This window comes from Streptomyces sp. NBC_00576, assembly GCF_036345175.1.
Lineage (GTDB): Bacteria > Actinomycetota > Actinomycetes > Streptomycetales > Streptomycetaceae > Streptomyces.
Window position 1 is genome coordinate 7431493 of the sequence record NZ_CP107780.1, and the last position, 15199, is coordinate 7446691.

13 protein-coding genes and 2 tRNA genes are annotated in these 15199 nt (G+C 67.8%); 11 read left to right on the forward strand and 4 right to left on the reverse strand.

What is annotated here, in order from left to right; all coding sequences use genetic code 11:
• Positions 1-14 precede the first annotated feature (14 nt).
• Positions 15-740 carry a hypothetical protein gene (locus OG734_RS32395; protein WP_330290980.1) on the reverse strand — a complete coding sequence of 242 codons (726 nt, stop codon included), beginning with the start codon at positions 738-740 and terminating at the stop codon, positions 15-17.
• A gap of 230 nt (positions 741-970) precedes the next feature.
• Here OG734_RS32395 and OG734_RS32400 point away from each other — a divergent pair, with 230 nt between their 5' ends.
• The gene (locus OG734_RS32400; RefSeq protein WP_443065113.1) at positions 971-2911 is read left to right on the forward strand and encodes a protein kinase domain-containing protein; all 1941 of its coding nucleotides are present in this window, start codon (positions 971-973) and stop codon (positions 2909-2911) included.
• A gap of 47 nt (positions 2912-2958) precedes the next feature.
• On the opposite strand, the gene OG734_RS32405 is transcribed toward OG734_RS32400, so the two are convergent.
• Complete coding sequence (locus OG734_RS32405; protein WP_330290981.1) at positions 2959-4413, reverse strand: amino acid permease; 1455 nt, start codon at positions 4411-4413, stop codon at positions 2959-2961.
• 212 nt (positions 4414-4625) lie between these two features.
• Between OG734_RS32405 and OG734_RS32410 the strand changes: the two genes are divergently transcribed.
• Entirely contained in the window at positions 4626-5111 is a 486-nt protein-coding gene (locus OG734_RS32410; RefSeq protein ID WP_330290982.1) for a ribose-5-phosphate isomerase, read from the forward strand.
• Between the two features lie 196 nt (positions 5112-5307).
• Positions 5308-6117 carry an Fpg/Nei family DNA glycosylase gene (locus tag OG734_RS32415; protein WP_330290983.1) on the forward strand — a complete coding sequence of 270 codons (810 nt, stop codon included), beginning with the start codon at positions 5308-5310 and terminating at the stop codon, positions 6115-6117.
• A 19-nt stretch (positions 6118-6136) separates the two neighbouring features.
• Here OG734_RS32415 and OG734_RS32420 read toward each other — a convergent pair whose 3' ends face one another.
• Positions 6137-7387, reverse strand: a complete 1251-nt coding sequence (locus OG734_RS32420) for a GNAT family N-acetyltransferase (RefSeq protein WP_330290984.1) — start codon at positions 7385-7387, stop codon at positions 6137-6139.
• 162 nt (positions 7388-7549) lie between these two features.
• Between OG734_RS32420 and OG734_RS32425 the strand changes: the two genes are divergently transcribed.
• From OG734_RS32425 to OG734_RS32435, 3 genes are all read left to right on the forward strand, one after another.
• Entirely contained in the window at positions 7550-8728 is a 1179-nt protein-coding gene (locus OG734_RS32425; protein ID WP_330290985.1) for a PP2C family protein-serine/threonine phosphatase, read from the forward strand.
• A 249-nt stretch (positions 8729-8977) separates the two neighbouring features.
• Complete coding sequence (locus OG734_RS32430; RefSeq protein ID WP_330290986.1) at positions 8978-9478, forward strand: HD domain-containing protein; 501 nt, start codon at positions 8978-8980, stop codon at positions 9476-9478.
• Positions 9479-9674: 196 nt separating this feature from the next.
• A complete protein-coding gene (locus tag OG734_RS32435; protein WP_006383514.1) occupies positions 9675-9869 on the forward strand; it encodes a hypothetical protein in 195 nt (64 codons plus the stop codon).
• Positions 9870-9966: 97 nt separating this feature from the next.
• Here OG734_RS32435 and OG734_RS32440 read toward each other — a convergent pair.
• Positions 9967-10037: transfer RNA gene (locus OG734_RS32440), tRNA-Gly, on the reverse strand.
• Between the two features lie 197 nt (positions 10038-10234).
• Here OG734_RS32440 and OG734_RS32445 point away from each other — a divergent pair.
• The 5 genes from OG734_RS32445 to clpX all read left to right on the forward strand — a co-directional run bounded on the left by OG734_RS32445 (position 10235) and on the right by clpX (position 15174).
• A tRNA-Pro gene (locus OG734_RS32445) sits at positions 10235-10308 on the forward strand.
• 201 nt (positions 10309-10509) lie between these two features.
• The gene (gene tig / locus OG734_RS32450) at positions 10510-11904 is read left to right on the forward strand and encodes a trigger factor (protein ID WP_330290987.1); all 1395 of its coding nucleotides are present in this window, start codon (positions 10510-10512) and stop codon (positions 11902-11904) included.
• A 433-nt stretch (positions 11905-12337) separates the two neighbouring features.
• On the forward strand, positions 12338-12955 hold the full coding sequence (locus OG734_RS32455) for an ATP-dependent Clp protease proteolytic subunit (protein WP_330293871.1): 618 nt from the start codon (positions 12338-12340) through the stop codon (positions 12953-12955).
• A 50-nt stretch (positions 12956-13005) separates the two neighbouring features.
• Positions 13006-13704, forward strand: coding sequence for an ATP-dependent Clp protease proteolytic subunit (locus OG734_RS32460; protein ID WP_330290988.1), 699 nt, complete (start codon positions 13006-13008; stop codon positions 13702-13704).
• Between the two features lie 183 nt (positions 13705-13887).
• A complete protein-coding gene (clpX, locus tag OG734_RS32465; RefSeq protein ID WP_330290989.1) occupies positions 13888-15174 on the forward strand; it encodes an ATP-dependent Clp protease ATP-binding subunit ClpX in 1287 nt (428 codons plus the stop codon).
• The last annotated feature ends 25 nt before the right edge of the window (positions 15175-15199 follow it).

Sequence of the window (15199 nt, forward strand, 5' to 3'; positions counted from 1 at the left end):
CGTTCCTTCCTGGCTCAGCCCTGCGCCTGCTGCCGGGGCCGCCGCTGCGACCACCACATGCCCGCCGCCCCGGCGGACAGCAGCGCCGCGCCGACCGCGCCGAGCGGGAGCAGGTCGCGCGCGGGGCCGGTCCTCGGCAGCTCGTCACCGCCGGGTGCCACCGGCTTGTTGTCCGTGCCGAGCAGCAACGGGGTGGCCGGGGCGTTCGGTGACGGGTTGTTCGTACCGAACGGGACCGGGCCCTGCTGCCAGAACGTCTTCGAACCGTCGGCGGTCTGGACGGGCAGACAGATCTTGCCGGTCTTGCCCAGATCGAACGTCGCGTCGACGTCGTACGACTTCGACTTACCGGCCGCGAGATTGCCGACAGCGCAACTGAAACCGCTGTTCGAACCCTCCGGCAGATCTCCTTCGGCAATCTCCGAGCAGCCCTGAACGTTCTTGACCGTCAGGCCGTCGAATCCGACGACCAAAAGCCTGATGTCGCCGCTTCCCTTGTTTCCCTCGTTCTTTACCGTGGCGGTAAGTGCTGTTTCTTTCGAACTGTTGTCGACCGAGATGCTCTCGGGCAACTGTGTGGTCAACTTGACGCCTGTCGGCGCCGCGTCAACGGCCTTTCCCCCCTTGCCGCTTCCAGGCCCCTGGTCATCCGCGCTGGCGGTGAAGGAAAGGATCATCACGGCCGAGAAAGATGCCGTGAGCAGCGATCCCGCGATGACCGTCGTGCGACCAGAACTCATGTTCGTCCCCCTTGGATCCCCCTGGACTGCGCCTGAATTCGCAGTCCATGAAGAGGTACCACAAGATTTCCCGCCACTATGCTGGTACGGCACGAAGTGTGACCATTGTGGTTCTGGTGGGGCGTGCGTTGAGGGGGTGCAGGGGATTGCCGGGGAATATGGGCGGCGGTGTTCCAGGTCTGGTGGTGACGGGCCGATATCGGCTGGTCGAAAGTATCGGTCAGGGGGGAATGGGGCGGGTGTGGCGGGCCGTCGACGAAATGCTCGACCGGCCGGTGGCCGTCAAGGAAATGCGGATCGACGGACTCGACGCTGAGGACACCCGAACCCGCCGCGAACGCACACTCCGCGAAGCCAGGGCGACGGCCCGGATCGACCACCCGAACGTCGTGCGCGTGTACGACGTCGTGGACGAGGGCGAACGCCTGTGGATCGTCATGGAGTTGGTCGCCGGCCGCTCCCTCGAACAACTCCTCGTCGAGGACGGCCCGTTGGACCCGGGCGACACCGCCCGCCTCGGCCTCGGCCTCGTCTCCGCGCTGCGCCAGGTGCACGCGGGGGGCGTACTGCACCGCGACATCAAACCGGGCAACGTCCTGGTGGAACGACGCGATCGGCGGGTCGTCCTCACCGACTTCGGCATCGCCGCCATCCAGGACGCGAAGGCCCTCACGATGGTCGGAATGCTTGTGGGCTCCCCCGACTACATGGCCCCGGAGCGCGTCTCGGGCCGGCACCAGGGCCCGCCGTCCGACGTGTGGTCACTCGGCGCGACCCTCTGCGCGGCGCTGGGAGGCCGCTCCCCGTTCTCCCGCGAAACGACCCTGGCGACTCTGCACGCGGTCCTGTACGAGGACCCCGAACTCCCGGCCACCGCAGGCCCGTTGCGTGACATCCTGGCCGCCCTCCTGGAGAAGGAACCGTCGGCCAGGCCCGCACTGGAGGACGTGGAGCAGGCACTGAGGCCGGTGGCGTTTCCGGACCCGGACCCAGAGCCGGACCCGGAGCCCAAGTCCCACGAGGCGCCGGAGATACGGAACGGGCGGCCGGAGACGGCGCCCCCGACCTCCGTAGCGGCGCACGAGGACACACCGACGCCCGCATACCTGGACGCGTCGCTCGTACGGGCCGCGCGACAGCCGCGGGAACAGCCACCGGAGGAACCGGAGAGGGACCAGCAGGAGCCCGAGCCTCCGTCGCCGACGGACGCGGTACCCGCCGCACGTACGGCCGCCACCCCGGTCCTGGGAACGCCCTCCCCCGAGGCCTCCAACGCCTCCACCGAAGTCCCCTCCGAGATACGGTCCGAGGTCGGCTCGGCGATCCCTTCCCGTAGCGCCGGCATCTCCCTGCTCCGAGGACACACGCAGGCACAGGCACAAGTACAGGCACAGGCGGTGACGGAAAAGCGCCCGGCGGAACAGCAACAGCACCTGCAGCACCGGGCGTTGCGACCGGACCCCGCGGCCCCGCCCGACCCCCGTGGAGGTCGAGGCCCACGCCGCGGTCGCCGCCGTATGGGCATGGTGGCCGCCGGTGTGGTCACCGTGGGGGCGGTGGTGGGGATCGTCCTGGCAGCGACGGCAGGATCACCCGGCGACAAGAACACCGCGACTCCGGGACCATCACCCGAGACCCCGACCCCGACCTCGACGTCGTACGAGCCCCCGATCCCACAGTCCGCCACCCCGACCGCCCCCGAACCCACCGTCGACCCCACTGTCGAGGGCACCTTCCGGCCGCGCAGCCTGCCGCCCGGCGCGCACGAGGAGGCGGGCGGATACGCGTGGGCGACGCCCAAGGACTGGCGCCGGGACGTGAAGACGGGCGCCGAGGTGCACTACACATCACCCGACGGCACACAGGAACTCCTGGCCAAGTCCTCCCTGGCACGCGGCGAGTTGCTGGAGACCTGGGAGGAGTCGGAGCGCAACGCCCGCCAGGGCCAGGACTACACGAAGATCACCCTGGCGGAGACGACGTACCAGGATCATCCGGCGGTCGTCTGGGAGTACACCTTCACCCTGGACGGCACCCACTGGCACGCCAGGCTGCTCGGCTTCGACGTGGAGGGGAAGTCGTACCAGATCAGCACCTGGTACCACCAGGAGATCGAGGACGGGGCGGTGCGGACCTATGAACGGGTGAGGGAGTCGTTCACGGTCCTGTGAACGACTCCCAACCACCCACCGCTACCGCTGAACCAGCTACCGCCGAACTAGCTGACCTTGACGACGTCATTCACGTCGTCGCCGTCATCGACGGCGCCCGTGCCCCGGTTACCGCTGATGACCACAGATCCGCGCCCGGTCCTCTGCCGGACGACGGCGATGACGACCACCACGGCCGCGACCAGCAGTGAAAGCAGCACGGTCTCGCGCCCGTCGTGCTCGGTGTCGGTGAGCATGTAGCCGAGGACGAACACGATGAGAGCGGCGGTCGCCCAGGTCAGATAGGGGTACAGCCACATCCGTACGACGAGCTTCTCCGGGGACTCGCGCTCGATGATCTTCCGCATGCGCAGCTGGGAGAAGCAGATGACCAGCCAGACGAACAGGGCGACGGCACCTGAGGAGTTGACGAGGAAGAGGAAGACCGAGTCGGGGAACTTGTAGTTGAAGAAGACCGCGACGAAGCCGAAGACGACCGAGGCGACGATCGCCGTGAGCGGCACACCACGGGACGTCGTCCGAGCGAAGGCCTTGGGCGCGTCACGGCGCTGCCCGAGGGAGAAGGCCATGCGGGAGGCCGTGTAGAGCCCGGAGTTGAGGCAGGAAAGCACCGAGGTCAGCACGATGAAGTTCATGATCTGGCCGGCGTGCGCGATACCGAGGGAGTCGAGGGCGGCGACGTACGAGCCGTCCTTCTTGATCGAGGGATCGTTCCACGGCAGCAGGGTGACGACGACGAAGATCGACCCGAGGTAGAAGACGCCGACACGCCAGATGATGCTGTTGGTGGACTTGGTGACGGCCCGCTGCGGGTCCTCGGACTCACCGGCGGCCAGCGTGGCGATCTCGCTCCCCATGAAGGAGAAGACGACGAGCAGTACGCCGGTGAGGATGGCGCCGGGCCCGTTGGGCAGGAAGCCCCCGTGGTCGGTCAGATTGCCCAGCCCGGCCTTGTCGCTGTCGACACCGGGCAGTACGCCGAACACGGCGAGCCCGCCGATGATGACGAAGGCGCTGATGGCGACGACCTTGATTCCGGCGAACCAGAACTCGAACTCGCCGTAGGAGCCGACGGAGATGAGGTTGGTGGCGGTCAGCACCACCATCACAATGAGCGCCCAGGCCCACTGCGGTACGGCGGGAATCCACCCTTCGAGGATGGTGGCCCCCGCGGTCGCCTCGACGGCCAGCACGACGACCCAGAAGAACCAGTACAGCCAGCCGATGGAGAACCCGGCCCAGCGCCCGAGCGCCCGGTCGGCGTGCGCGGAGAAGGATCCGGTGGTCGGATTGGCCACCGACATCTCGCCGAGCATCCGCATCACCAGCACCACGAGCGTGCCGACGAGTGCGTACGACAGGAGGATGCCGGGTCCTGCGGTGGCGATACCGGAGCTGGACCCGACGAAGAGCCCGGCCCCGATGACACCGCCGATGGCGATCATCGAGAGATGCCGGTTTTTGAGTCCGGCCTGAAGACCGGTGGTCGGCTGCGAGGCCATGGGGGAATTCCTTTGCGCCGGGTGAACGGGGTAAGCGCGCCGGTGGGGACGGCGTAAACAGTCGGTCCAGTGAATCGGAGGCAAAGGGATTCTTGAACCTTTGAATCCAGATCGTTACTTGAGGTTTTCTTGAGGTTTCTCAGTGTTGCTGCTGCTTTTCGCGATCAGCCCCCGAGGCTGCTGCCCCGAAACACACATGTCACACTCGGACCATGCGCGTGTATCTCGGCTCGGACCATGCGGGCTTCGAACTCAAGAACCACCTCGTCGAGTGGCTCAAGGAGGCCGGCCACGACCCCGTGGACTGCGGCCCCCACATCTACGACGCCCTCGACGACTACCCGCCCTTCTGCCTCCGCGCCGCAGAGCGCACGGCGGCCGACCCGGACGCCCTCGGCATCGTGATCGGCGGCTCCGGCAACGGCGAGCAGATCGCGGCGAACAAGGTGAAGGGCGTGCGCGCGGCGCTGGCCTGGAGCGAGGAGACCGCGTCGCTGGGCCGCCAGCACAACAACGCGAACGTCGTCGCGGTGGGCGCCCGTATGCACACGCAGGACGAGGCGACGAAGTTCGTGGAGACCTTCCTGGCGACCCCGTTCTCGGAGGACCCCCGCCACATCCGCCGCATCGACATGCTGACGGCGTACGAAACGACGGGCGACCTCCCGGAAATCCCGGCGCACCACCCACAGAGCTAGCCTCAACCCGGCTTTCCCACCCGCCCGCCTCGACTTCGCCACGCCGGTCGGCACCCCCAGCCCGTCCGGCGTTTGAGGACGAGGCCGTCCAGGCCGAAGGGGGGGCCGGGGGCACAGCCCCCGGGACGAGGGCGCCTCCTCAACAGGCCGAGACGGGCGGGTGGGTGGGCAAAAAACCACGAAAGGACCCCGCACCGTGCCGGAAGGGCACACGATCCACCGCCTCGCCCAGGACTACGCCGCCCACTTCGCGGGCAGCCCCACGCACGTAACCAGCCCCCAGGGCAAGTTCGCCGCCTCAGCCGCCCTACTCGACCGCGCCGCCCTCACCACCGCCGACGCCCACGGCAAACACCTCTTCCTCCGCTTCCGTGAAGCCGACTGGATCCATATCCACCTCGGCCTCTTCGGCAAGGTCAACTTCGGCGACGCTCCCGCCCCGCCACCCACGGACACGGTCCGCCTCCGACTCGCGAACAGCACCTCGTACGTGGACCTCCGGGGCCCCACCACCTGCGCCCTCATCACGGACACCGAGAAGCAGGCGATACACGACCGCCTGGGGCCGGACCCCCTCCGCCCGGACGCCGAGCACCAAGTGGCCTACGCCCGCGTCAGCCGCAGTCGTACGACGATCGCCGCCCTCCTCATGGACCAGAAGGTCATCGCGGGCGTGGGCAACGTCTACCGCGCCGAGGTCCTCTTCCGGCACGGCATCGACCCGTACCGCCCCGGCAAGGACATCACCCCCGCCGAGTGGGACGCGCTCTGGAGCGATCTGGTCGCCCTCATGCGCGAGGGCGTACGCAACAACCGCATCGACACCGTCCGCCCGGAACACACCCCGGAGGCGATGGGCCGCCCGCCGCGCGTCGACGACCACGGCGGCGAGGTCTACGTCTACCGCCGGGCAAACCTGCCCTGCCACCTCTGTGGCGGCGAGATCCGCACCGCCGACCTCGCCGCCCGCAACCTCTTCTGGTGCCCCGCCTGTCAACGCACCTGACAGATCACCGGTCCGGGCATCAGAACCCGTGGGACAGCCAGGGCACCACAACCGACCCGAACGCCACCGAGGCCTCGGCCAACGCCCCCTGCCGAACCTCACGCACCCGCCCAGCAGCCGCCAGCCCGGCCAACGACACACCCCCCAGATAGGCGGCCCCCAACTCCCGTACGGACAGCGCGAGATCAGCCGCATCCTCCGTACGCCGGCACACGGCCCCCTTGGCATCGCCGGTCAGCCGCCACCGCCCGGAGTTCCACGGACAGAACACGTCCTCGACATCAAGTACGACATCCACAGGCGCCTGATAGGTCCGCGCCTCCAACGCGGCCCCCACGTCCACCAGCCGTACGTACAGCGCGTCCCGCCTGCGCAGCCCGCACCGCCGGATGTCGGACACCATGTGATGCCAGGCCTCGTCGACCGGCCGCCCCCGCCCGACGATCTTCGACGTCAGGTCGATGCCGAACAGGAACCGCCACAACGCGCCCTGGGAGGCGGCATCGAGCCCCTCGACATCCTCGACGACAACCGCGCTGTTGGACCCGGTGACATCCCAGTCGGGCTTGACCCGGAACCGGGCGAACCCCACAACCTCCGTGCCCCGCTCGGCGACCACGCACTGCAACGGCGAAGCCCCGTCCCGCTCGCCCTCCGGATCGAGCACCATGACCCGATCCCAGCCGGGCATCCGCGCCAGCATCCCGGGCCGCTCGGGCACCCGCCGCGCGTACACCGCCTCGCAGACGTCAAGGGCTTCGGCCGGTACGGCATACCGCAGCCGTACGTCATCGGCCCCGTCCGGCGCGTCCAGCCGTACCCGCGTCGTGTCGATCTCGAAGGTCAGCGAGTTGGTGGCGGCCCCGTACCCGAACCGCCCGTAGATGGCGGGCTCGGAGGCCGTGAGCACGGCCAGCGGCTCGCCCCAGCTCCGTACGTCGTCCAACTGCCGCCGCATCATCGACGTGAGCACCCCGCGCCTACGATGCGTGCCGGCCACACCGACCATCGTGACGCCCGCTGCCGGAACGGAGGCACCACCCGGTACGGTTACCCGGAAAGTGAAGGCGCCCGCACTGCCCACACACGTGTCACCGTCCCAGGCGCCCACGAAACGGTCGTACTCCGTGAGTGATTTCCACAACTCCCGTTCCTCGGCGGACTCCGGCATTCCGCCGAAGGCACGGACCAGGTTGGCGTACCACTGATCCCAGTCGTCGGGGCGAAGCACCCGCAGGTCGGTCGCGCCGGGGGTCCTGGAGGTCGTCATGGACCATGAGTACCAGGGCAATGCGGGACGAGCGAGGGAATTTTCCCCTCGGGGCCTCGGATCGGGCCTCGGTGGGTTTCACTGTGAAGTTGAACCTCGGACGGGGGACAAGTGGGACCTCCCGTGCCAAGCAGCTGGTCCGATGGATAGGGTCCCGAACTAATGGCAGCAGGACGAGAGCGGCGCGCTGAAGCCGAGACGTTCACGGCCCGGTTGAAGAAGCAGGCTCACCGGGTCCGCACCGGCCTGCGCAGATCCGCCGTGGACTACTTCCGGGGCGACGGTTCGGACTGGATCGCGCTCGCCGGTCTGCTCCTCACGATCCCGATCATCGCGGTCATGACCCTCGCCAACTCGGTGTGGTGCTCACCGGCCCTGCTCGTCCTCCCGATCGTCGCCGGCGGCCTCCTGCTGCGCCCGGCCAGCCTGCTGGGCCTGTACGCGGCGGCGGCGACGGCGCTGATCGTGGAGTCGGTGAAGCTGGGCCCGTACACGGAGGGCCCGAGCCGGGTCACCCCGGGCGTGGTCCTCGTCGTGGCGGCCTGCGGTTTCTTCGGCCTGCTGATCGCCCAGTTCCGCAGCCGCGTAGGCGTCCCCTGGCGACGTGGCGGCACGATGCTGTTCGACTTGCGCGAACGCATCCGCGTCCAGAGCAAGTTGCCGCAGCTGCCGCAGGGCTGGCACCGGGAGATGGCGCTGCGCCCGGCGGGCGGCCAGTCGTTCTCGGGCGACTTCGTGGTGGCGGCCCGTACGAACGGGGGCCGCACGATGGAGGTCGTCCTGACGGACGTCTCGGGCAAGGGCATGGACGCAGGCTCCCGAGCCCTGTTGTTGTCCGGCGCCTTCGGAGGCCTGCTGGGCTCACTGCCGCCCCACGCCTTCCTCCCGGCGGCGAACGGCTACCTCCTCCGCCAGGACTGGGACGAGGGCTTCGCGACCTCGATCCACCTCGTCCTGGACCTCGACTCGGGCGACTACGAACTCTTCTCGGCCGGTCACCCACCGGGCCTCCAGCTCAGTGCGGGCACCGGCCGCTGGGAGGAAAAGGCAGCGGAGGGACCGCTGTTGGGCGTGTACGACGGAGCCCAGTTCGACCCCGTGAAGGGATCGCTGCGCTCGGGCGACGTCCTGATGCTGTTCACGGACGGCCTGGTGGAGACGTCCGAACGGGACATCGTCGAGGGCATCGACCGCCTGACCGGCGAGGCCGACCGCTATGTGGCCGGCGGCTTCCACGGCGCGGCCTGGCACCTCATCGAAGCGGTAGCCAAGGACGTGAACGACGACAGGGCCCTCCTCCTGATCTGCCGAGAGGGCCCCACAGCCCAGGCAACGATCTGACGGAGCCCAGGCCCAGGCAACTCAGCTCGTCCGGCGTTCGACAGGCGAGGCCGAAGCCCCAGGCCGCTTTTCCCACCCACCCCCCAGCCCGTCTGGGGGTCCCCCCTCTGGGGGAGTTCGAGGACGAGCGCGTTCAGCGCGACCCGGGGCCTGCCTCTAGGTCAAGATAACGTCAAGGAATCGTCAATATTTACTTTACCAAATAATTCCGGAAACTCACCGGAGCCGCCCGAACCCCACACTGACCAGATGGCAAAAACCCCACCAGTACCCCCGACGTCCCCAACGCCCCCAACACCCGTGACGCCCCTGACTCTGGCCGAAGTGGAAGCCACGGCCCGGGCCGCCCACGCGACGCAGACGGACAAGGCCGGCCGCCCGTACGTGGAGCACCTCCAGGCCGTCGCGAAGGGCGTACGCGCGCGTGGAGGTGACGAGGAACAGATCGCGGCGGCCTGGCTGCACGACGCCGTGGAAGACGGCGCGCTGTCCGCGCGTTGGCTGGAAGAGGCCGCACTGTCCCCTCGTACGAAGGACATCGTGCTGGCCGTCACCAAGCGCGCGGGGGAGGCCCCCGAGGCGTACGCCCGGCGCATCCTCGAGACCCCGGGCGCGCTCCTGGTCAAGGTGGCGGACCTGGCGCACAACGCGGACCCGGCCCGCCTGGCGGCACTGGATGCCCCGACCCGCACCCGTCTGACCGAGAAGTACGCCGGAATGCGCGCGCTTCTTGGGCTGCAAGAAGCATAAATATCATCCTAATTACCGCTAAAGAACATATTCCTGTGTCCTGGGTTTCTCTGTGCTGATAAATCGATCCGGTGGGGCCGATGATGCGTCACCGGCCGCATACGGCGGCCTCGTTGGTGGCACGATGGATCTGGCGGGGGTGCGAGGGCGCATCCCTGGGCCGGTAGAGCGGACCGACCATAGGGGTGTGATCAGTGTGGCCATTTCGTTGTCAGTGGTGCTGATGTTGGGAATCATCCTGGTGGTGCTGATTCGCGGAGGCACGATCAAGGCGGGCCCGGCAGTCGTCGCCATACTCTTCGGCTTCTTCCTCGCCTCGACGGGCATGGCCGACGACATCCAACGCTTCCTGAACTCGATAGCCGACACGATCAACGAGATCCAGTTCTGACCGCCGTCGAGAACCGGTCGAGAACCATGGGAGAGCAGCGAGACCCGCTGAAAAAGCGACCGGCCCGGTTCAGAGAACCGGGCCGGAGGCGGAAGAGAGCGGGCGACGGGAATCGAACCCGCGTAGCTAGTTTGGAAGACTAGTGCTCTACCATTGAGCTACGCCCGCACACGCGCGCCGCAGGTCAGGTGACCGCGGCACAGAAGGCATCGTAGCGGTTCGAGGCCCCTCGACGCACACTTCGTTTCCAGAACGCGACCGCGCAGCACCCCTCGCGGGCCCCCGCTCCACCCGCACTCCACCCTCAGTCCTGAAATGCGGCAACCTCACTGCCTGCGGCCATGTACCCTACGTGTCGCACCAGACGGGGTGTGGCGCAGCTTGGTAGCGCGTCCGCTTTGGGAGCGGAAGGCCGTGGGTTCAAATCCCGCCACCCCGACTACCTGCCGGACCACCGGCGAGATCACCTTTTGGGGCGCGTACCGCCTGCGGCTACTATGCAAGTTGCGCGCCCGTGTGTCTGCGTTGTTACGTCCCTCAAGGGCCGCGAATCCGCTGAGGCTCCGCCGTGTCCGGCAGAGGGCAATCGGCAGAACCCTCAGCAGAACCCAGAGAAGTCAGCCCCCAAGGAGACCGAACCGTGAAGAGCGCCGTGGAGACCCTGAACCCGACCCGGGTTCGGCTCAGCATTGAGGTGCCCTTCGAGGAGCTCAAGGACAGCCTCGACGCGGCGTACAAGAAGATCAACCAGCAGGTCACGGTGAAGGGCTTCCGGAAGGGCAAGATCCCGGCGCGCGTCATCGACCAGCGGTTCGGCCGCGGTGCGGTCCTGGAGGAAGCGGTCAACGACGCGCTCCCGAAGTTCTACACCGACGCGGTCAACGAGGCCGAGCTCAACGTCCTGGGCCAGCCCGAGGTCGACATCACGGAGCTGAAGGACGGCGAAACGCTGAACTTCACCGCCGAGGTCGACGTCCGCCCGACCATCGAGATCCCGGACTACTCCGGCATCGAGGTCGAGGTCGACGCGATCGAGGTCACCGAGGAGGACATCGACAAGTCGGTGGAGCAGCTCCGTGAGCGCTTCGCCGCCACCTCCCCGGTCGAGCGTGCCGCCGAGGACGGCGACGTCGTGACGCTGGACCTGGAGGCCAAGGTCGACGGAGAGGTGCTGGAGGACGGCGTCGCGAGCGGCGTGTCCTACACCATCGGCTCCGGTGAGCTGCTGGACGGCGTCGACGACGCCGTGAAGGGCGTGGAGGCCGGTGGCGAGGCCACCTTCACCTCCGAGCTCAAGGGTGGCACCGCGGCCGGCAAGGAGGCCGAGGTCACCGTCAAGGTCACCCAGGTCGCCGCCCGTGAACTCCCGGCCCTGGACGACGAGTTCGCCCAGCTCGCCTCGGAGTTCGACACCCTGGAGGAGCTGCGCGCGGACAGCCGCAAGCGCCTCGAGAACATGAAGCAGTACGACCAGGCCACGCAGGCCCAGGAGCGCGTCCTGGAGAAGCTGCTGGAGCTCGTCGAGGTGCCCGTCCCCGAGAAGCTTCTCGAGGAAGAGATCAACACCCGTAAGCACAACCTGGAGCACCACCAGCTCGGCCAGATGGGTCTCGACCTCGAGAAGTACCTCGAGATCCAGGGCAAGACGGCCGAGGAGTTCGACACCGAGACCAAGGAAGCCGCGGTCAAGGGCATCAAGACCCAGTTCGTCCTCGACGAGCTGGTCAACAAGGAGAAGCTGAACGTCAACCAGGAGGAGCTCACCGAGCACCTCATGCGGCGCGCGGCCTCCTCCGGCATGTCCCCCGACCAGTTCGCCCAGGCGGTCGTCGAGGGCAACCAGGTCCCGATGCTGGTCGGCGAGGTCGCCCGCGGCAAGGCCCTCGCGGTCGTCGTCGAGGCGGCCACGGTCAAGGACACCAACGGCGAGATCATCGACCTCGACGACGAGGAAGAGGACGAGACCACGGAGGCCACCTCCGAGGAGACCCCGGCCGCCGAGGCCGAGTCCTCCGAGGAGAAGCCCGAGGCCTGAAAACCACGGCACCTCTGAAACACGCACGACGACAGGCCCCCGGGGACTTCGGTCCCCGGGGGCCTGTCCGCGTCCCCGAAGGGGCGCGGGGAACTGCGCGACAAGCCCCCACGGCCTGCACCTGACCACTCCCGGCGGAGCTACGGCGAGAAGCAGCAGGGGCCCGGGGCACAGCCCCGCGACGCCCACCCGAACCCCGGCCACGACACAGCCGACCCCCGCCGGAAACCCTGCTCAACCCAGCGGAGCGCATGCGCTCACAGCGAACAGTTCCTTTCCCGGGATTCTCCGGAGGGACCCGCGCGTTAGGGTCCATGAACGAGGGCAAGGGGAGTCCCCGGAAACCGCCGGACGGCCCCACGCCCCGGCAGAACACGTGAGACGGCCCGGCGCCGTCGTAATACGAGCAGGTGGATACGACGTGACGAATCTGATGCCTTCCGCCGCCGGCGAGCCTTCCATCGGCGGTGGCCTCGGCGACCAGGTCTACAACCGGCTGCTCAACGAGCGGATCATCTTCCTCGGCCAGCCGGTCGACGACGACATCGCGAACAAGATCACCGCGCAGCTGCTGCTCCTTGCCGCCGCTGACCCGGACAAGGACATCAACCTCTACATCAACAGCCCGGGCGGTTCGATCACGGCCGGCATGGCGATCTACGACACCATGCAGTTCATCAAGAACGACGTGATGACCATCGCCATGGGCCTCGCCGCTTCCATGGGTCAGTTCCTGCTCAGCGCGGGTACGCCCGGCAAGCGCTTCGCGCTGCCGAACGCCGAGATCCTGATCCACCAGCCCTCCGCCGGCCTCGCCGGTTCGGCGTCGGACATCAAGATCCACGCCGAGCGGCTGCTGCACACCAAGAAGCGCATGGCCGAGCTCACCTCGCAGCACACCGGCCAGACCGTCGAGCAGGTCACCCGGGACTCGGACCGCGACCGCTGGTTCGACCCCGAGGAGGCCAAGGCGTACGGCCTCATCGACGACGTCATCGCCACGGCCGCAGGCATCCCGGGCGGCGGCGGCACCGGGGGTGCGGGCTCGTAAGCGCCCTCACCGCCCTCCAGCCCCTGCCTCAGCCCCTTTCAGGAGACATCGTGAACGACTTCCCCGGTAGCGGCCTCTACGACCGTACGAGGGCGGCTCAGGCCGCCCAGGCGGAGTACACCGGCCCCCGCGCCGAATCCCGCTACGTCATCCCGCGCTTCGTCGAGCGCACCTCGCAGGGCGTGCGTGAGTACGACCCGTACGCGAAGCTCTTCGAGGAGCGCGTGATCTTCCTCGGCGTGCAGATCGACGACGCCTCCGCCAACGACGTCATGGCGCAGCTCCTGTGCCTGGAGTCGATGGACCCCGACCGGGACATCTCGGTCTACATCAACAGCCCCGGTGGCTCCTTCACGGCGCTCACTGCGATTTACGACACGATGCAGTTCGTGAAGCCGGACGTCCAGACGGTCTGCATGGGCCAGGCGGCATCCGCCGCCGCGATCCTCCTGGCGGCCGGTACGCCGGGCAAGCGCATGGCGCTGCCCAACGCGCGCGTGCTGATCCACCAGCCGTACAGCGAGACCGGCCGCGGGCAGGTCTCCGACCTGGAGATCGCGGCCAACGAGATCCTCCGGATGCGTGCCCAGCTGGAGGACATGCTGGCCAGGCACTCCACCACGCCGATCGAGAAGATCCGCGAGGACATCGAGCGCGACAAGATCCTCACGGCCGAGGACGCGCTGTCGTACGGCCTGATCGACCAGATCATTTCCACCCGGAAGATGAACAACGCCAGCGTCCGCTGACGTACTGGTAGACGCAGAAGCTGTAGCGTCTGCCGCCCCTTGGCACGGTTTGACTCGGAGCACGTCAAAGTGAACCGCGCCAAGGGGGGCCCGAACGGGGGGCCCGGCAAGGTACCGTCGGACATAAGGCAGCACCAGGAGCCGCTGGACCTAGGCGTCTCCCAGGCGAAGGGGAAGCACACCGTGGCACGCATCGGTGACGGCGGCGATCTGCTCAAGTGCTCGTTCTGTGGCAAGAGCCAGAAGCAGGTCAAGAAGCTCATCGCAGGCCCCGGTGTGTACATCTGCGACGAGTGCATCGATCTCTGCAACGAGATCATCGAGGAAGAACTCGCGGAGACGAGTGAGGTCAGGTGGGAGGAACTCCCCAAGCCTCGCGAGATCTACGAGTTCCTCGAGGGGTACGTAGTCGGTCAGGAGTCGGCCAAGAAGGCCCTGTCCGTCGCGGTGTACAACCACTACAAGCGGGTCCAGGCCGGTGAGAACAGTGCCGGTCAAAACCGTGAGGACGCCATCGAGTTGGCGAAGTCGAACATCCTCCTGCTGGGCCCCACGGGCTCCGGCAAGACACTCCTCGCGCAGACCCTGGCGCGCATGCTGAACGTCCCGTTCGCCATCGCAGACGCGACGGCGCTCACGGAGGCGGGGTATGTCGGCGAGGACGTCGAGAACATCCTGTTGAAGCTGATCCAGGCGGCGGACTACGACGTCAAGAAGGCCGAAACCGGAATCATCTACATCGACGAGATCGACAAGGTCGCGCGGAAGAGTGAAAACCCGTCGATCACGCGCGACGTGTCCGGCGAGGGCGTCCAGCAGGCCCTGCTGAAGATCCTCGAAGGCACGACGGCCTCCGTCCCGCCGCAGGGCGGACGCAAGCACCCGCACCAGGAGTTCATCCAGATCGACACGACGAACGTCCTGTTCATCGTGGGCGGCGCCTTCGCGGGCCTGGAGAAGCTCGTCGAGTCCCGCGCGGGTGCCAAGGGCATCGGCTTCGGCGCCACGATCCGCTCCAAGAAGGAGCTCGCGGCGAAGGACCGGTTCGAGGACGTCATGCCCGAGGACCTGGTGAAGTTCGGCATGATCCCCGAGTTCATCGGCCGCCTCCCGGTCATCACGTCGGTCCACAACCTCGACCGCGAGGCCCTGCTCCAGATCCTGGTGGAGCCGCGCAACGCCCTCGTCAAGCAGTACCAGCGCCTCTTCGAACTCGACGGCGTGGAGCTGGACTTCGAGCGCGAGGCCCTGGAGGCCATCGCCGACCAGGCGATCCTGCGCCAGACCGGCGCCCGCGGCCTGCGCGCCATCATGGAGGAAGTCCTCCAGGCGGTGATGTACGAGGTCCCGTCCCGCAAGGACGTGGCCCGAGTCGTCATCACGGCGGACGTCGTCCTGTCGAACGTCAACCCGACCCTGATCCCGAGGGACGCGCGCGGGCGCGGCCCGGGCGAGCAGAAGACTGCGTAACGGCAGGGCAGGACAACAGAATTGC